Origin of the sequence: Mesorhizobium neociceri (assembly GCF_013520985.1) — a bacterium.
Lineage (GTDB): Bacteria > Pseudomonadota > Alphaproteobacteria > Rhizobiales > Rhizobiaceae > Mesorhizobium > Mesorhizobium neociceri.
Map to the genome: position 1 here is coordinate 73,598 of NZ_JACDTY010000017.1, position 18,523 is coordinate 92,120.

14 protein-coding genes and 1 tRNA gene are annotated in these 18,523 nt (G+C 60.0%); 5 read left to right on the top strand and 10 right to left on the bottom strand.

Annotation, left to right across the window (positions count from 1 at the left end; translation table 11 throughout):
* Positions 1–7: 7 nt before the first annotated feature.
* The 6 genes from H0241_RS26940 to H0241_RS26965 form a co-directional block, all read right to left on the bottom strand.
* A complete protein-coding gene (locus H0241_RS26940; protein WP_235984511.1) occupies positions 8–628 on the bottom strand; it encodes a nitrogen fixation protein NifQ in 621 nt (206 codons plus the stop codon).
* A 308-nt stretch (positions 629–936) separates the two neighbouring features.
* Positions 937–1,989 carry an LLM class flavin-dependent oxidoreductase gene (locus tag H0241_RS26945; RefSeq protein ID WP_027038431.1) on the bottom strand — a complete coding sequence of 351 codons (1,053 nt, stop codon included), beginning with the start codon at positions 1,987–1,989 and terminating at the stop codon, positions 937–939.
* 292 nt (positions 1,990–2,281) lie between these two features.
* Entirely contained in the window at positions 2,282–3,883 is a 1,602-nt protein-coding gene (locus H0241_RS26950; RefSeq protein ID WP_027038432.1) for an SDR family oxidoreductase, read from the bottom strand.
* Between the two features lie 220 nt (positions 3,884–4,103).
* The gene (locus H0241_RS26955) at positions 4,104–4,688 is read right to left on the bottom strand and encodes a nuclear transport factor 2 family protein (RefSeq protein ID WP_050596613.1); all 585 of its coding nucleotides are present in this window, start codon (positions 4,686–4,688) and stop codon (positions 4,104–4,106) included.
* 125 nt (positions 4,689–4,813) lie between these two features.
* Positions 4,814–5,098: a ferredoxin gene (locus tag H0241_RS26960; protein WP_050596622.1), complete on the bottom strand. Its 285-nt coding sequence runs from the start codon at positions 5,096–5,098 to the stop codon at positions 4,814–4,816.
* A 59-nt stretch (positions 5,099–5,157) separates the two neighbouring features.
* Positions 5,158–6,375, bottom strand: a complete 1,218-nt coding sequence (locus H0241_RS26965) for a cytochrome P450 (protein WP_027038434.1) — start codon at positions 6,373–6,375, stop codon at positions 5,158–5,160.
* A 1,084-nt stretch (positions 6,376–7,459) separates the two neighbouring features.
* Between H0241_RS26965 and H0241_RS26970 the strand changes: the two genes are divergently transcribed.
* Entirely contained in the window at positions 7,460–8,686 is a 1,227-nt protein-coding gene (locus H0241_RS26970) for an MFS transporter (RefSeq protein ID WP_027038435.1), read from the top strand.
* 1,419 nt (positions 8,687–10,105) lie between these two features.
* Here the strand turns inward: H0241_RS26970 and H0241_RS26980 are convergent.
* A complete protein-coding gene (locus tag H0241_RS26980) occupies positions 10,106–12,289 on the bottom strand; it encodes a S46 family peptidase (protein ID WP_235984499.1) in 2,184 nt (727 codons plus the stop codon).
* 683 nt (positions 12,290–12,972) lie between these two features.
* Here H0241_RS26980 and H0241_RS26985 point away from each other — a divergent pair.
* The 4 genes from H0241_RS26985 to H0241_RS27000 all read left to right on the top strand — a co-directional run bounded on the left by H0241_RS26985 (position 12,973) and on the right by H0241_RS27000 (position 16,067).
* Positions 12,973–13,055, top strand: a tRNA-Ser gene (locus H0241_RS26985).
* A 563-nt stretch (positions 13,056–13,618) separates the two neighbouring features.
* Positions 13,619–13,873 carry a topoisomerase DNA-binding C4 zinc finger domain-containing protein gene (locus tag H0241_RS26990; RefSeq protein WP_235984500.1) on the top strand — a complete coding sequence of 85 codons (255 nt, stop codon included), beginning with the start codon at positions 13,619–13,621 and terminating at the stop codon, positions 13,871–13,873.
* A gap of 177 nt (positions 13,874–14,050) precedes the next feature.
* Positions 14,051–14,506 carry a MucR family transcriptional regulator gene (locus H0241_RS26995; protein ID WP_235984501.1) on the top strand — a complete coding sequence of 152 codons (456 nt, stop codon included), beginning with the start codon at positions 14,051–14,053 and terminating at the stop codon, positions 14,504–14,506.
* 448 nt (positions 14,507–14,954) lie between these two features.
* On the top strand, positions 14,955–16,067 hold the full coding sequence (locus H0241_RS27000; RefSeq protein WP_081738835.1) for a potassium channel family protein: 1,113 nt from the start codon (positions 14,955–14,957) through the stop codon (positions 16,065–16,067).
* 79 nt (positions 16,068–16,146) lie between these two features.
* Here H0241_RS27000 and H0241_RS27005 read toward each other — a convergent pair whose 3' ends face one another.
* The 3 genes from H0241_RS27005 to H0241_RS27015 form a co-directional block, all read right to left on the bottom strand.
* Positions 16,147–16,377 (bottom strand): hypothetical protein, encoded by a 231-nt coding sequence (locus H0241_RS27005; protein WP_027038439.1) that lies wholly within the window; start codon positions 16,375–16,377, stop codon positions 16,147–16,149.
* Positions 16,374–17,369, bottom strand: a complete 996-nt coding sequence (locus H0241_RS27010) for a DUF4238 domain-containing protein (protein WP_027038440.1) — start codon at positions 17,367–17,369, stop codon at positions 16,374–16,376. The genes H0241_RS27005 and H0241_RS27010 overlap by 4 nt, the downstream gene beginning before the upstream one ends.
* 269 nt (positions 17,370–17,638) lie before the next feature.
* The gene (locus H0241_RS27015) at positions 17,639–18,523 is read right to left on the bottom strand and encodes a hypothetical protein (RefSeq protein WP_027038441.1); all 885 of its coding nucleotides are present in this window, start codon (positions 18,521–18,523) and stop codon (positions 17,639–17,641) included.

The window sequence follows — 18,523 nt, forward strand, 5'->3', positions numbered from 1 at the left end:
GCTACCCTTAGTCCAAAGCGATCCCGCTGTTGATGCGTGTGAGGCGGCTTTCGCCTTCCTCCGGACCGAAGCAGCCTTCAAATTCACTGCATTCCCGGCAGCTAGGCACGGTGCACAGCGAAAAACCTTCCGCCTCGCAGAGCTTGCGGTAAAAAAACTTCTTCCATTTCATGTTTTGGGTGTTGCCGGCTGCCAAGGTCGGGAAATGCGTGGCAAGCAGGCGGCTGAGCTCGGCCCGATTGACAAGGCCAAGGTCCTGCCACAGATGATCGTTGCGCATCGAACGGCGGGCGATGATCTTGGCGAAGCAGGCGCTCGCCGGGTCGCGTGGCCGAGCATGCGCCAAGAGCAAATCGTGCAGAAGTTCTTCCTCCATCTCGGGCTCGGGGTCGCATGCCTCTTCCAAGGCGAAGGCGTCGATCACAATTGCCGGGCAACAACGGGCGACGAGATCGCGCAGCTCGGCGCGGGAAAGCCCGGTTGAGTCCGTCGCCGTCGCCTCGCCGGCCTCAACTTCCTTGAGCGCGCACGACAGGACACAGGCAAGCACATGCTGGTCGAAGCCCTTTTCCAGCTCGAAGCCAGGTCTTTGGCCGGTGCCGAGACCGCCATCGCGATGGGCGAACATGGTCCCGTTCTCCTGGGTTGTCTCGTCGGTCATGCAGAGACGCTATCGGCCACTGTCTGGCAGTCAGACTCGGGCACAGTGCACCGCCAACCGCAGGCATGGTCGAGAACAGGCTGGTGCGGTTGAGCTCGTGGTCAAAGCCATCGTCCTCGCCTTCTGCGGCCGGCGCATTTCACCTGCGTGGTCAATGGCATCAGAACGCACGACCTCGCGCGCGCAGTTTTTGAAGCGGCGGCCGCAGCCGATGCTGCTGGCGCTGTGTCTATTGATGAGATGGCAGGCACCCTCTGCATCATGCGGTTGCGAATTCAAACCCGCGCATGACCAAGCGACTTGTTGATCGCTGGAATGATCTTCTCGCCCCAGCGATCCATCTGGCGCAGCATCGTCTTTTGGTCGAAATCTCCCAACTGGGTCTGGATTGCGATCTGGTCCGGCTTCAAGATGTCGATCTCTTCCAGCAGTCGTTCGATTACGCGATTCAAGCTGCCGATCGGCAGGTTCTCGCGCATGGTTTCGAATGACAGATCCTGCTGGGTCGGCGTTTCCTGCAGCAGATAGCCGTCCACGCTCTGCTCGCGCCGCTCATGCAGCGCTTCAGAAAGCCGGCGTTGGAAGCGCGCATTGTCGAGATAGCTGTTGATCTCTGCCTCGTCGTCGCTGGCATAGCAGCAACGCAGCAAAGATATCTTGGCGTCCGTGACTTTCCTGCCCTCGGAAGCCGCGGCCTTTTCGATCGTTGTGCGCAGCGTGCTCAAACTTTCCAGGCCATTGTGCAATGCTGTGACAAATAAATTGAGTCCCTCACGATAGGCCCGGCTCATGCGCGCGGACCCGCTGGCGATCCAGATCGGAGGGGTCGGCTTTTGGACGACGCGCACCGATGTTGCCGTCAGCGGTATCGTCTCATACCGGCCGTGATGCTCGAAGATGTCCTGCTTGAGACCCTTGAGAAGGATGTCCAAATATTCCGAGAAGACGGCGGGCGCCCCATCAATATCCACGCCGAAGCGCTCAAACTCGAATTGCTGATACCCCAAGCCGAGGCCGAGCTCGAGACGGCCGTTCGAAACGATGTCAGCGAAGCCGACCTCGGACAGCAGGCGCTGTGGCTGATAGAGCGGCAGCACGCACACGGCAGTGCCGAGGCGAATGGTGCTCGTCACCCCGGCGCAGTGGGCCACCATCATCAAGGGCGACGGAATGAGGCTGTAATTGTTGAAGTGGTGCTCGGCGAACCAGGCTGTATTGAAGCCAGCCTGCTCCGATACGACCGCCTGTTCGATGGAGTTGCGGATGACGCTGTCGCAAGATTGATGATAGCCGCGTTGAGCAGCCAGGATGAAGGTGGCAAATTCCATGGTGCTTCCTTTGCTCGCAGAAGGGTTGGCCGATCATGGGCCGGCTCGGCATCCGCACGGTTGCTCGCCATATCGATCTGGCGCTTGGCGGGGCGGGATTCTTCGGCAGACCGCGCGCATACTGCGTGCTGGGGCGCTCCCAAAGTTGGAGCTGCTTCAACCCGGAGGAACATCCGCGCCGCTGATGACATCCTCGACCGCGGCCGCCCTGTGGGGGCGCGCAGCCGGGAACTCCAACGTTTTTCGTCGGCATCGAAAGGCCACAGCACGTGGCATTGCGCATGGGCGTCCATCAACCCGCGGCCTCCGCAAAACCGTGGTCAGGGAGGCCGCCAGTGTCTCCTGCATCGCCAAACGAGGTCCAGCCACCGTCCACGTAAAGGGTCGAGCCGCTGATGTACGAGGCGTCAGAGGAAGCAAGGAAAAACACCGCATCCGCGACCTCTTCCGGCCGTCCCATCCTGCCCATCGGGATGCGTCGTGCGATCAAATTCAAATCGATGCGACCGGCCCTGGCCAACTGATCAATGGCAGGCGTGCGGATGCAACCAGGAGCGACGGTGGCTGTGCGAATGCCGACCGGCCCAAGTTCGGCCGCCATGCATCGGGACAGCATATCCATCGCCGCTCTCGAGGCGCCATAGATATGGCGTGGCGCGAAGGGCAGAAAGCAGTCGATCGATGCGAGATTGAGGATCACGCTGCCCGGGCACATCACCTTGATCGCCTCGCGCGCACAGGTGAAAGCACCGGTGATATTGACGTCCAGGACGTGTTCTATCCCTACCGGCGTTTCTTCAATGCCTGAACTGAAAGCCTCGGCGACAGCAGCACAGTTGACGAGGACATCGATGCGTCCGAATCGCCCCCGCAGGTCGTTGAACAGCGCCACCACCTCGCTTTCGAGGGCCACATCCACGGACTGCGCCAGGCTCCTTCCGCCCAGCGATCCAGGGAGCGCTGTGGCGGCAGCGTAGTCCCTATCTGCAATTACGACGGTATCGCCGTTGGCGGTGAAACGGCGAACAATGGCGGCGCCGGCGCCGTTTGCGCCGCCCGTGACGACCACGATTCGTGAGTCGGTGGGTTCGGCCTTACAGGAAAGCTCGTTTCGGGGTGCCCCTTCCACTGCGGCATGCGCATCCCCTGCCTGGTTGAATGTCATCCAGCCGCCATCGACCGCCAGCACCGATCCGGTGATGTAGCTCGCCTGCGGGCTGGCCAGAAAGCGGGCGACCCGGGCGATCTCGTCGGCCCGCGCCATCCGCCCCATCGGTACGCGGCGGCGCATCGCCGCCGGGTCCATTTTGCGCGCCCGTTCCAGTGCTGCAATCATCGGCGTGTGCACGCAGCCCGGCGCTACCGCTGTGACGCGGACGCCGCGTGAAGCCCACTCGCAAGCCAGCGACTTCGTCAACGAGATCAGACCCGCTTTTGAAGCGGCGTAGGCGTTGCGTTTGGGATTGCTGATAATGCCCGCTATCGAGGCGATATTGACGATTGCGCTGCCCGGCCCCATGCGCCTGGCGGCTTCGCGGGACATGAGCAACGGCCCAACTAGATTTACTGCCAGGCCGCGACGGAAGGCGTCGACGCCCGAGTCAACTGTCGCAGTCATGGTCGGCCCGACGGCTGCGTTGTTGATGAGGACGTCGAGCTGCGCGAACTGAGCTTGGAGCCGGCCATAGAGTGCGCGCACTTCCTCCTCTCGCGAGACGTCGCATTCGAGGCCCAGATGCGGATGGCCGCAGTCACGAGCCAGTTCAACCACGCCCCTGCCGGGGAGGTCGACCGCAACAACAGTGTCCCCATCCCCGGCCAGGATACTGACCAGGGCGCGGCCGATTCCCCCCGCGGCCCCTGTGATGATCACGATGCGCCCGGCCTGCTTCACGGGATCTTGCTGCGGGCATCAGCAATTCCTGCCCGTCGGACCGCGGAATGCTGCGCCGCGCTAAAGCAAAAACTGCTTGGGAATACTTGGCCCTGCGTTACCGCAGTGTGAGCAACATAGCAGGCCGCCCTCCCCATCGGGCCGCTGCCGGGCAGAAACGCTATGTCCTCGGCTGCGTCCGTGCCGGGCAGAATTGCGCCGGGATTGCTGTCTGTAATCATCACAGACCTTGTCTTCGATCGCCGCCCAGGCTCGGAACCTCTGCTTCGTGGCGAGGAGGGATGCGATGCTTTGCGAGCGCATAGACCGCGTCAACCGGACGAGGTGCGCCGATCGGCTGCCGCCGGCCAAACCGTTCTGCCTCAGGCACCGCGGGTGGGACCTGCTCCTCGACCCAATCGTAGACCACCGTCCGTTCGGAGATCCGCCACTGCCCTTGCCTCTTCTCAAACAGATCGCAGTAGCGGCCGCAGAGCAGCATCTGGCGTACTTCTCCGTCCTCGTCCGGGCCGCGTTGCTTTGCTGAGAAATAGCTCTCGACGGCGGCCTCTGCCTGGCTGATGAATTCGATCAGCACGTTCGTGATCCGATGGATGTTTCGCGGTCCGGTCTTGAAGACCACGAGCGCCGACCGGATGAAACCTTCTGCCGAGCCGCAATAGGCTCCATGATTGTCGTGCGCATCTGGCCAGTACGCGCTGCGCAGCGCCGCCTCATCCGCGCGGTCAATCCCGCGGCAGTACCGATAAAGGCAATCGCGGATCGCTTCGCGGTCGAGTAATTCCGTGATTTTTTCTTGGTCCATCGGTCCTGTCGCAACACTGAACTGGGAAGGCGTTCGCGCGCTCGCCCACCGTTTGCGCGTCATGTGGAGTGGCTTGAGATGTCCCTTGCGCAGCTGCGACGAGAACGGTGGATCAGAGGACGCAATTATCCTGGCCAGCGTGCCGCCACATTGACGGAGGTTGATTTAAGCTCGTCCGGGCCGCGTTCGACTGAGTCCGGCTCACGCTGCGCAGCGGGCGTGCGGTCCACTTCCAGCGCACGTTCGGGGCAGGATTGCGCGCCTTGCAGCGCGAGCAACTGCTCCCCCGCCGTAATCTCGATGTCACCGGGCAGGATGTAGCCCTCGTCATCAAGCTTGAAGATCTCCGGCGCTTGCGCCGAGCAACGCGCGTGGCCCTGGCATTTGGTGTTGTGGACGATAATGCGCATAGCGCTGCCTACCTTGTCGCTCGCGCCATTGTCTGCGCCGTGTCTCGGGGCGGCCGTCGTCATGACCAATCCAGGACCAGATTTTCAATCCCGAACACATGGCCGCCATAGGTGATGGGCGATGTACCCTTCTTGATCCGGAAAGCCGGTATGCGCGCCAGCCACTCCTCCAAGGCAATGACAATCTCCCGTCGGGCAAGGTGTGAGCCAATGCAACGATGGGGTCCATAGCCAAAGGCGGCGTGGCGATTGTTCTCTCGGGCCAGATCGACCGTGTTGGGGCATTCGAATTCTGCCGGGTCACGATTTGCGATCATCGTCGCGCAGGAAACATAATCCCCCTTGCGGATCGGCGCGCCTTCGAAGTCGATATCCTTCCTTGCCACGCGGAGCATCTGAATGGGCGGATAGGCGCGCAGCAATTCTTCGGCTGCGAGCGCAATCCGCTCCGGTTCGCTGCGCAGCAGTTCCTGATCTTCGGGGTTGCGCGCGAGATAGGCCAGGTCGAAGCCTATAGCTGCTGCGACGCTGTCGAGTCCCGCGACGAACACAAGCACGCCAATGCCACGGACTTCCTCGTCGGTCAGCCGGCGACCCTCGAGCTCGGCCTGCACGATGAAGCTGATAAAATCATCGACGGGCTCCTTGCGGCGCAAGGCTGTAAGTTCGTCGATGAAGTCCACGATCGTCCGGGCAGCCGCCGATCGTTCAGGGCGATCGCCGTGGAGCAGCTCTTGCCCCCAGCGGACAAATGTATCGAGCCTGTCATCCGGCAAGCCCAGAAAACGAAGGGAGATGCTGACCGCGAAAGGGAAGGCGAAATCTTTCGTGACGTCGCAGCTTGAGCCCGATGCGGCGATTCTGTCGATGAGCAAGACCGCTCGCTCGCGGACAGCGGGCTCCAGTTCCGCCACCCGCTTTGGCGAGAGCAGCGGATTGAGGAGTGAGCGAAAGACACCGTGGGCCGGTGGATCGAGCTCAAGCGGGATTGTCGGCCAGCTTTCATCCAGCGCGGCTGAAAAAAGTTTACGATGGCTGGAAAAGTTTTCGGCGTCCTGCAGCACCCGGCGCTGATCTGCGGCGCGAGTGATGACCCAGGTGCCCAGGCCATCTTGCGTATTGTAGGGAGAATAAAAGATTGGCGGCCCGCTGTGGACGCAAGCGACCGCTGCGTGCGGGTCCCCGTTGGGCGTCCGTTGCATGCCTGGCGACGTAAAGAGGCTGAAGTCCCTGACCATTTCGCGCGGGACATGATCTGGAACGCGGCTGACCGGCATTTGGCTCTCCTATGTTTCAGGCGTTGTTTGCGTTCGATTGGCGATCGCACGGCAGGTCACACCATGGATTGACCACGCGTGGTACGTTCCGGCCCAGGCGTACTGATCGGGCAATGAGATGCGCTCAAATGAACCAACATGCCGCCTGACAAAATCGTCAGGGCAAGTTGCGTGCCGTTTAACGCACCCCTTGCGTTGCCGCATAATTGCCCGCAACCAGTGGCCGGGTCTTGGCCGCCTGTTGTTCGGCTTGCGACATTCTTGCTCAGCTTCGAACACAGCAAGTGGCTGATGAAGGCGCCTCAGGCCGCAAACGCCACGACCCGAGACGAATTTCCCGCAGTGGTGCGCGCTTGGGGATGTGAAACACCCTCCAGACAAAACAGGAGCAGGAGCAGGATGCGATCGCCGTTGCTGCGACGGGGGTCTTCGCAGACCGGTGTCCTCACAGACCGCTGCGGCGCAAGCAGAACGCGTTAGAGACGGAGCCGTCAAGGTCGATACCGTCCCACCGGTTTGCCGCAAAGCGTCGGTCGGCCCTTGGCGCTTCATTGTCCGAAGCCGGTGAGCAAGAGCAGATTGCGCCGACTATACAGCACCATCCGAGCGGCCCTGGCGGCAAGCGAGCCGGGCCCGGTCCGGGGAAGGCACCATGCGCCTGCTCAAACGGGTCAATCGTTGCTTCAGGTGAGGTGGCATTGGCACTTGCACGCACGGTGAGGCCCATCAAGGCATCAGAAAAGACGACGGAACCCTGGCTAAGAGACGACACTCTGTCGAAGCGCCTTGGAGATTGTGCCGGTCTCGCCGCGGTACCTCGACCCTTCACACCTCGTGCTCGGTAGCCGTAGCTGTCTCGCGACCGCGACGTTCGCCATGGAATTACCGGCCACCTTCCATCCGAGGCGACTTGCTCGTCTCCGCCTCGGAGAAACCGGCACCGATATTGCATTCTCGCCATCGCAACATGTCGGGTAGTGAACATCCCTTCGCGCAATGCCGCCGAGACCAGTGGATCTTTTGGTTTTGTGCGGGTCAACGCTGCCAGCTCACGTTCCAGCGCACCCAATTGGCGAGCTTATTCATGACCGATTCCGCGACAGGCTTCATGGGCGCTGTTCTGCACGAGCCGGAAAGGCCGGATCAACGGTCTGACCCTGCATGGGGTGCAGTCGTTTCGCTTGCCTTGGGCACGTTCGGGCTGGTGGCGGCAGAGTTTCTGCCGGCCAGCGTTCTGACACCGCTCGCGCATGATCTCGGTGTCACCGAGGGCGCGGCCGGACAGACGATGACAGCCACCGCGATCGCTGCGGCGATCTCTGCGCCGACGATGGCCATCATCACAAAGCGGTTGGACCGCAGGATCATCCTGTGGGCGATGATGCTGCTGCAGATCCTGTCCAACGTTCTGGCGGAGTTTGCGTGGTCCCTTTCGGTTTTCCTGACTGCACGCGTAGGGCTCGGGATTGCGCTCGGCGGCTTCTGGTCGATTTCAGCATCGCTGGCGAGACGGCTCGTCCCAAATCACCTCCTGCCGCGCGCCATGTCGATCATCCTCACCGGCGGTTCCGTCGCTGTCATTTGCGCGCCCCCCATCGGCGCCTATGTCGGCGACATCTGGGGATGGCGAGCCGACTTCATGATCGCGGCGGTCGTCAATGCCATTACACTGCTGGTGCAAGTCGCAACGCTTCCAACCCTGCCGCCGGTTGAAATGGCTGGATTGCGTAATCTGCTCTATTTCGCCAAGAAACCGATGATCAAGGGCGCGCTTCTGGCCGTCCTGCTGGTCGGTTCTGGACACTACGCCAGCTTCACCTACATCCGAGCCTTCCTCGAAAAGATTCCCGCGCTTGATATCGAGACGATCTCGCTTGTGTTGTTCGCTGCTGGAATAGGGGGCTTCTTCGGCAACTTGGCCGCCGCATTCGGGGTCAAACACAGCCTAGCGGCGGTCGTGGCCGTACCGCCTCTGCTCATGGGTACAGCCGCTGTTTCGCTGCTGATGGTGGGAGCATCGGCCTCGGCCTCGGCGATGGCGGTTGCCGTATGGGGCTTTGCCTACGGGGCGGTGCCGGTGGGGATTCAGACATGGATGGTGCTGCGCGCCATTCCCGAACAGGCCGAAAGCGCAGGGGTGTTGATGACCGCAGCTTTCCAAGTGGCCATCGCAGTCGGCGCTATTTTGGGCGGACTGCTGGTGAATAATGTCGACCTGGCCAGTGTCTTCACTTACAGCGCGATTGCCACGTTCCTCGCTGCACTGACAATTTTCCTGCTCGTCACGAAGCGCGCAACCTACATCGCCTGAAGAAGGCCTCAGCTCGGCGCGGCGAAAGATGCAGTCGCATCAGCCGCGGCCCGCGATCGAGCGTACTATTGTTTAGCGGCCTCAGGCTTTGTCTTGCCGGTAGTTGGGCTGCCTGCGCGCGGCTACTGCCTTCCGGGCGCCTTCCGATCGACAGTGCCAGCGTCTCGCCCGCCCTCGCCTTCGCGCCAAGGGAGCGGCCCAATGATTTCCCAAGACGGAGTGAGTCAGGGCGACGCAGCCCGGCCCAACTCAGCACGTTCGTATGTCCGACTGCATGGCCCTGTTCTCTGCCTGCCAATGATCTCTCGTTCAGAAAATCGAGTTGCCCTTCATGCTCCAGGCGTTTGGTCCTTGTGGTGGGCCAAAGCGAAGTTCAAACTGGATCGCCTCTGGGCAAGGTCAGCAGCAAGGGGCCGCTAAGATGCGGCCCCTCCAACGGACTGACCCCCTAACTCTCCGATGCAACCGGGATTCGCGGAACAGGCGAGAACTGGATTCGCGGAGTAGGCGGGAAGTGGGCAGGACACATGACCGAGCACCATAGGCCGGCCACCGCGAGCGCCCACGATGTGCGGCCGCAACCCGCCTAGATGCGTCTCAAACTCCACCTGTTTTGCCACCCCCTCCAGGTTCTTGGTGACGCCCGGACTTTGTCGGCAATGAGCCGGCTCCGGCCTATGATGTCTTAGCCTCTCTATGACTGCGTCATGCAGCATCTGACCCCCATCTATTCTGCTCAAATGCATTCCAAGCTCCTATGACTAACGGACGTCCCATATGTCCGAGCGCATGCATACTCGGGCGAGCTTTCGAGAATCTGACGAGCGTAGGATGGCCAGCACTCGCCCGCTCACACCATAGGTCAAGCGCCGCTAAAAGACCTGCTTGGGACAGTGACCTTCGACACGCTTGCCTTTCAAGATTGGCTTAAACAGGACACGACGTTGCGCCCCCAACGCCGGTTTGCGATCACGGCGACTGCCAATGCTGGCGAAACCACTGCTTCTGCGGCTCCGCGATGGCGGCTGCCATCCGGAGCGTCGCCTCGGGGTAAACGTGGATAGCTGTGCGCTGTCCCGAGCAGGCCGAAAGCGCCAGTGTTCCGATCACCGCGGAAGCCGATCTGGATACGCCGCGGCGCAGTACTTGAACGGTCGAGTACTTGCGCCTCAGCGATGCGGACAGAGCAGGACCAATCGCTCATCAAGGTGGTGACCGGCCGATGCTCGGCTTCAGATCGACGGCAGCGCAGCTGCGATCCTGGCCGGCATCGAAATGACCCACATGATGCGCGAGCGACAGGCGAGGTACGCTTCAGTGCGAATCGGCCTTGGCCGAGCAGTTTGAAATCCTCGCCGCCTGACTGGCCTCGCATCAACGGCTGGGTCTGTACCTGTATTCAGCCCTTACAACAAACCCTCAGGAGCGCGACGCCGGCCGCACTCCCATTTCCTTGAGCAGCCGGCTCGCGCCGTCGATCTTGTCCATGGTCCAAAGCATGAAGCGACTGTCGACATGGATGGCGCGTGTGCGATCCGTGTCGAAGGCCCAGTCCGAGATCGCGCCCTCCAGCGTGCCGTCGAAGGCGAGACCCACGAACTCGCCGCGCCCGTTCAGCGTCGCCGAGCCGCTGTTGCCGCCAGTGATGTCGACCGTGGACATGAAGTTGACCGGCAACGTGCCCAGCACAGGCGCCACATACGGGCCATAATCCTTGGCCCGGATCGCGGCGATAGCGGCATCCGGCACATTAAACTCGCCCCTGCCAGTGTGCTTGGCCAGAAGTCCCTCTGCAGTGGTGAAGGGCGTCCAGACCTGCCCGTCGCGCGTTCGCCCCGTCACCTTGCCCCAGGTGATGCGCAGCGATCCATTAGCATCGGGATACACCGGCCGGCCGATCGCCTGCCGATAGGCACGCAGGCCCTCCATATAGGTCGCGCGCGCCGTCAGCCCGCGGCCAGCGCGGTCCTTCGCCGTGCGGTCCGCAGCTATGTCGCCGGGATAGAGTGCGATCGCCAGCTTGATAAAAGGATCGTCCGATGCCTCGAAGGCAGTAGCCGGTTTCTCGAGCCAGCCGAGCCGCGTTGCCGTGTCTGCGAGTTTGGTGTCTGCATAAAGTCGGTCAAAGCCAATTTGGTCCAGAGCGGTTTCGAAGGCAGTATCGCGGTCCTCTGCGTCCAGCCGGCGATATTCATCGAGCGCGGCCTCGAACAGCTTGCGATCGATGTCCGGCAGATAACTGCGTTCGATCCGCGTCAGTCGATCCACGGTCTCGTTAAGGTCACGATCCTGAAAGCCGCTTTCGCGCTCTTCATCGGGCTTCTCGTGCTCCTTGGCCCAGCGATAGAGAGTGCGCGCCGATGAGAGGATTTTCGCGCGCTCTAGCACCGACTCCCGCAGACTCTTGAGCGAGGACCGGCTGTTCTCGGCCACGACGGCGTCCAGTTCGCGGATTGCTGCGCCATAGCGCGCCTGCCGCGCGGGATCGTCAGCGATCCAGTCGCGATAGGCTTTCTCGTCGGTGGTCTTGCGCGCGTCGAGCCCGATCGCGTCTGCGCCGGCGAGATCGCCCGCCAGCTTCTTCTCGACGTTCTGGACGTTGCGCAGGATGGAGGCGTAGCGGATCTGCGCCTCGCGATTGCCTGCCGTTGCCCGGTTGATCTGGGTGGCGTAATCCGAGAACAAATGGTGCAACAGCGGTTCGTGGTGCGCGAAGTTGAACTGGACTTCATCCGCGGTGAGGAACCGATCGGTTGCGCCGGGAAAGCCGGCGACCATTACGAAGTCGCCTTCCTCGACGCCTTCACGGGCTATGGGTAGCCAGCTCTTCGGCCGGTAAGGCACATTGTCGCGCGCATAAGGCCGGGAGGAACCATCAGGAGCGACATAGGCGCGATAAAAGCCGAAGTCGCCTGTGTGGCGTGGCCACATCCAATTGTCGGTTTCGCCCCCGAAGCTACCGAGGCCGAGCGCGGGCGCATAGACGAGGCGCACGTCCTGAATTTCGAGCTTCTGCTCGAGATAGTAGGAAGCGCCGCCATAATAGGACTCCACGTTACAACGGCGATTGGGCTGTTCTTCACATGCGGCGGTCAGCGCCTTGCGGTTTCTGTCGAGCCTCTCATAGCGGTCAAAGCCGTTCAGCTCGTCTGAGACGCCTTCGAGCATGTCGGCGGTCACATCGCGCACATCCTCGATGACCTCAATGCGGCTGCCGGGCGCGGCGGGCAATTCCTCACCCAGGCTCTTCGCCAGAAAACCGTCTGTGATATAGTCCTGGCCGTCGTTGCTGTGGTATTGGATGGATCCGAACACACAGTGATAATTGGTTACGACCAGCCCTTGTGGACTGACGAAGGAGGCGGAGCATCCACCCAGTGATACGATCGCGTTGAGCGGGTCAGCATCCAGACGGAGCAGCTGGGCGGGATCGATCTGGAGCCCATCCGCGCGCATGGCCTCCCCCACTTCCGCAGTCTGGCCCGGCATCCACATTCCTTCGTGCGCCGACGCAGCGCTCACCATCAAGAGCAAGGCGACGGCAGTCGCTTCGGCCAAACATTTCAAATTCGGGTTCATGCTGATCTCGCTTCCATCTTCCATATTGATTCCTCTTCTCGGCAGATCGGATCGATGGCTATCGGCAAGGCCGGCGTCCGCCAGCGGGCTGCGCGACTGCCGCTGGTGAAGACCGCGTGGGCAATGGCGCGGAAACTGGATGAGGCTCGCCTGTCACCGTATCGGTTCCATGCAACGTTTGCGGATCATCCGTCGCATTTGGCATGCCAAGGCAATAAAGCTTGCAATACTAGGTGGCGAGCGGTCCCATCCTATGTCGGACCGTCGACATTGGTGCAGACCCGACACTTTCGTGCTGGCACAGACCTTAGGTTTCAGCTTGCAGCATTTTTCCCTCAGCGTTCTTGCCGGGGAGCTCGTCGAGATGTTGCTGAACTGCGGCCATCCTCGCCGGCGCTCAGGTCTGCTAAGAGCCCGGGTCGCCGGCGGCGCATCAAATGCGGAGAAAATTCTAGCGTGCCATCGGCACGCGCCGGTAGGCTAGCCGTGATGAAGACCGGCGCGGTTCGGCAGCCCGATAGCACCAGGCCGACAAAATAGCAGCGGTAAGGGTGGGCGTCATCGAAGGCCACTTATACGTCGCAGCTCGTCGAACCGGAGCTAGCAAGACCATGCTCGCCAGGTGCCTAAGGAATCTCGGTGATGGAAAGCCCGATCGAGGCGACCGGCGACGGACTTTTTCGCCAATTACTACGGCAAACTTTGCTGCGGATGGTAGCAATCAGAAGCCATCTGGCTACCGCCCTTGCCAAGGTTGGGGTCGAGCGTTCGAATCGCTTCACCCGCTCCAGTTTTCCTTAGGGAAATCAAGCATTTAGATAAGGGCCGCCGCACGGTGGCCCTTTCTGTTTTTGCTATTGGTCAACACCCGGTCAACACGCACGTTGATCGATTTCCCACGTAGCCGATAGCACGCGGGCTGGGCTATAGCGCAGCTTGGTCAAGACTCATCGCGTCCTACCGGTCCCAATCGCGGCCGTGGAAGACTCCATTCCTTGCCAGGGGTAACCAACGCGATGGCGGAGGAGCGGGTCGAAGCAGGCGCAACCGATCCTCCTTCACCAAACCACGCACAGCGCCGGATGGCTATGAAACCGGACTTGCTTGTCCTACACCGCCGATGCTTCAGTGATAGGAGGAGAGCCAAAATGTCCAAGCGGTTCAATCATACGCAAGCTTTTGCGCATTTCGATACTGTGCCAACGAACGTCCAATGGAGTTGGTCAGCGAGAAACGAGAGCAAAGGAACCGTCGTGGTTACTCTTTGGCAGGACGAGTTCAAAAAGGTTGACGGAAAGCTTGTTTATACCCGAGGCGCGTTGTGGGACGACGCGTGCCAGCCGAGGCGTCTATATGATCACTAATCGCCGTCAGCCATCTCGCTATATCAGTGAGCTCTGCGAGATTGCTAACGACGAAGTTCGCTTCGAGACGATCGAGGGCGTCGCATTAAGCCAGTGCCCAGCTTGCCTCGTCGGCCAATTGGTTGAGCGGCGCAATAAGAACGGAGGCGTATTTCGTGGATGTAATCAGTTCCCGGACTGCAAACACGGTGAACCGGTGGCTGCCGACCGTAGGAGTCGGTCCCGTTCACCTCACTCTTTGTAGGCCGCAGGCTTGCTAGTACTGTCACACCGAAACTGTGCTGCTTCCTGCCGAGAGTGATTGGATTCGCTTTCGCTATCCTGCAGTCATGAACGAGGCATTTATATCGGCATTGCCCAAAATTGCGGTATACGGCGGATGTATGAAGCGAGTTTTGGCCACCATACCAGGAGTGAACCTTTGAGCGATCAAAACGTAGCCCCGACGGCCGATCTGGTCGGGCTGACGGCAGACATTGTCTCGGCCTATGTCAGCCAAAACCCTCTGCCCGTCGCTGGGTTGCCAGACCTCATCGCGTCGATCCATTCGTCGCTGTCAAACCTGGGCCAGCCGAGTGGGACCGCCCAACCGACACAGGACCCGGCCATCAATCCGAAAAGGTCGGTAACGCCGGACTACATCATCTGCCTCGAAGACGGCAAGAGATTCAAATCGCTGAAAAGGCATCTCGCAGTACATTACGGCCTCACTCCAGACGAATACCGCGAGAAGTGGGGATTGAAGCAGGATTACCCGATGGTTGCGCCAAATTACGCGGCCCAAAGATCGACGCTCGCAAAGGCGGCGGGGCTCGGACGCAAGCCGCAGCCGACGCCGGCCAAAAAGGCTCCTGCCAAACGCAAGCCTAGGACTTAGTGGAGGCAGGATGTTTGAGCGTCCAACCTCGGGTGCTTCGTCAGGCGCGGGTAGCCAATGGAGACCACCTTCGTGGGCGCACTCCATCTTCATTCCCGGCGATCTTCGGCGAAGTTTACGATCTTCAAGCACGCCGAAATCCGCCCACCAGTAGATATTTCTACTAGGCGGAATACGAAGCAGCGCCTGGACCCGGCTGGTCGCTGGGATGTTCTGCGAATCAACAAAGAATTCGCCGCCGCCAAGCAAGTGCTCCTCACAGTGATCTGCACGAATCGCAGGTACTGGGAACTTTGACCCTCCGGCTGCTATACGAGCGCTGTCCGGGTTATGCCCTCGATCTAGCAAAAAATGTGTCGAAAAGGTTGGGCGTCCTATTGCCTGCCCGCTGAATCCACGGCCTGTAAATGACCGGGGGCGGTTCCAGTCGCGCGCCGTGGAGTAAGGAATGCCTATGGAAGACGCGGGGGCCGCCAAGGTCGGTCCAGATGATCTACAGGCGATGCGTCCGCATTCGAAGCCGAACATGCCAAGCCCGTTCGGCCGCCTGTTAGATCGCGCTACATACTGGGATCTGATGATCGTTGCGTCCGCAACGCTCTTGGTCTCCTCAACGTACTTCTGGCTCGCGCCACAAAGCCAAGGAGCTCTTTTCGAAGGACGCGCTCTAACTTTCCCGGAGGCCGTCTATCTCTCCATTGTAACTTTCACGTCGCTTGGGTACGGGGACGTGCTTCCCGTGGGCTTCGGCCGGGTCGTTGCCGTTCTTGATGTCGCCTGTGGCCTTCTGCTGACTGCCGTTCTGATTGGGAAGGTCGCGTCCGAACGGCAGGCCTCGCTGCTCCTTCTGCTCCACACCAGTGACACGCAGCGCCGGATCTCCGCCTTCGCAAAGGAACTTGCAAACATCCGCGGCGCTTTGTCAGAGAAGTCCGAAAGCGAGGCGACCACGAAAAGCAATCGGGCGGAACTATACTCGCTTCGTACGTTGACCCAGTCGATTAGCAACTACATGTCTTTCAACGGTTTCCAAGCTGGGATCGTTGAGTTTGGCAACTTCAGCGCATTGTCGGCGCTGTATGACGAATTGGATCTCGCCTTCGAAGTCTGCTCGAGGATCGTCCACGGATCAGGCAAGAACAGTGACGCCGTCGTGATGGCCAGAGCCGTTTCGTGCTGCACAAGGATATATGTCCTTGTGCGGTTGATGAGTCGACTTCATCGCTCTGCCGCTACGAGGTCGTCCCTGTTTGGGACCGTCCTGATCTCACTGCGGTTAAAAAAGCCGGCGAGCCTGACGCTGGCCGAAGCAGCGGCCAAGAACAAGTCGGAGCTGCTCTTTCAGTCAATGGCCATAGGGTTGGGGAAGGCCGAGGCCTGGAAAGCTCGGGGCTATCATTCGCTTCAATTGGAGCGCGTCCTCGCGGAGATGCCGAGCGGATCTAAGGACGGATGGGGCAATCAAGTCCACAAACTCATTGCGGCTAAGCTCGGCATTTCTAACTCCGTCGCTTCCAAATGCGTCGCCACGCTCGTGGAGCTCGGCAGACTTCCTAAGTGACGCTGGTTAGAGCGCGAATCCTGAACCCAGATGAATGCCGGAACTGAGAAGTAGCCCTGATTCATCAACCTGGTGAATTTTAGGGATTAGATTGATTCACGCCTCGATCAACGGCTGATTCGATCTCCTCAAGCACCTGGCCGAAGGTAAGGGCATCGATGCTTTCGTCGATCTGGAATTCAGGGTGCGATAGAAACTCGTTGGCAGCACTGCTAATGAGAAGTGATGAAATGCGCCTCGCAAGTTCATCGTCAGCAAGAAGGTAACGCGGCAAAATCCGCTTTTCGTTCTCTCGGCTGGGCAAGGTCACGAAGCATGCAGTCGGCGTGAGGGTGCGATCAGGCGAAGACCATCGCCCAAATCCCCCCGGGCACTGAAAACGTCAGGCAAGACGAACAAAGGCGCTCGAGCTCTGACGAGCGCCCAGCGGCTCCACATTAACGGATGTGCGAGCGCGTGGTAGAATTCGTTGCTCTGGTAAAGCGTCTCGTAGGCTTTCGATGCCATATCGAGGTCATCGGCGTAGCCAAGCTTCTCCAGGTTCGGCCCCATCATACCCCGAACCGCGTTTATGAAATTGGGGTTTCTAAGTATCTGTATAACCAGAAAGCCAACCAGCGATTCACGCTGCGGCCCATTGAGCGGTTCCCTCCCCAGAAGCATCTGGATTGGCTTTTTCGCATCCCCTTCGATGAGCCCAAAATAGGCCTCGAGCCGGTCGCTATATAGATTGTGCCCGAATCCCCATTTTCCAAAAGCACGGGAAGCGGATTGCCAACCACCATCGCTGCGCTGCCAGCGCAGAACCGTTCCGCCGACCGCCCAGTGATCCCGAATGAACCCGCGCGAAATGAAGTGATTTTTTTTTTCGGGCTTTATAGAAAGTTTAGCTTTTGGCGGATTGGCATCCCGTTCGATGGCCCTCTGAGATTTTGGCTTCCATCGGGTCTCCATGAATGTTTTCCAAACATGCTCATAGGCCAGCTTGGCGGTGGCGGCGATCATCACCGAGCCTGCTGGCCCCAAGCATTCATGGCGTTCCTGCTCTAGATCAATCGAAGTCAATTCGCGACCTGCAACCAAGCGTTTCGCAACGACCTCGTTGCCCAGCCAGAGCTGTAAGCGCGCGAGTTCCAGGGCCATTTCCTCGCGGATATTGATGTGGAGAGGGGACTGGTCGTGATCCAGCGCGAGCATCTCGCCAACGATCCGATGTATTACTTCGTCCCAGATGTGCGCCAGGGGGTCGATCGCGTCAGCACTGACATGGGGAACAAGCGTCAAGGCGGCAGCTCGCGTCATCGGAGGGTTCGATTTCCGAAATGGGATAAGGGTCGCAGCGCTGGGATCTGTCTCGGAACTCATGGGCGTCGGTTGTTGCCTGGAAATCCTGGGTCCTTCACGGCGCCGAGCAGCCTCTGGCTTCCAGCGCGCGATCATGCTCAAACAGGAAGAATTTATGTATCACCACCCGGATCCGAGTAGCGGTTGGAAAGCACTGCCTAGCTCCGGCTGCCTGTTATTAACGCGGCGGCCGTGTGGGAGAACTGAAGAACCAGCCATACTTTTATCTAGCCGATCGCCTTCAGCAACCGCATTACCTGTTCGGCAACCTCTCTCTGACGGAGAATGCGGATGTCACGATCAGAATCCTCACCCAATTCGAATTTTGCCACGGCCACTGGGCCGTTCTTTTTGTAACCTTCGGTCTCCCCATCGTCTGCGAAATGGCGGGCGAGAAGACCGAGAACCTCGCCAACAACTGCTTTGTGCTTGCCATCCAGGGCAGAACGGAATTCCTTGGCGGCTGTATCGATGCCGCCATCATAGTGCGTCAGGCAATAGACCAGATCATGCGCGTCTTTGCGCTCGTCTCTCTGATCAACCGCGTAGGCCTTAAGGCAAGTGAAGGCGACCAGATCCGCATAGTGCAGGGTGACACTTGCGACACCGTTGTCGCCGAGGAGTTCTGCCTTGATTTCTCTGGTCTTATGGTGATCGAAGACGATAGCGGAATGGGGGATATTCAGCGCGGAGACATTTCCGTCTGTTGGCAATTCCACGACCTTTCCGCCGGATTTTTCCGGGTCATCTGCGAGCAGTTCGAGAATCACTTTGGTCCCGCTGGACCTGGTTTCCCAGCGCCACGAAACAGGCTTTCCTGCGCTGTTTGTGCCGCGTGCAAAGCCTAACTTTTTGAAGTTGTCCTCCAGCGTATGGTACGCGTCGGTATTAGCCAGCATGTGCAGCTGGATGACGACATCGACGTCACCGGTACCCGCATGCGCGGGAACGTCCGGCGGTTTCTTATCTACTAGGTAGCGCGGAGTGAGTCCGCCAACGAGGAACACGGAATCCCGCCACGGGCCGAGTCCGCGGATCAACGTGACAAGGACACGCTCACAATTCTCAGTCACTTCATTGCTATAGCCTTCGGCCGTCGTCGGTTTCATCAT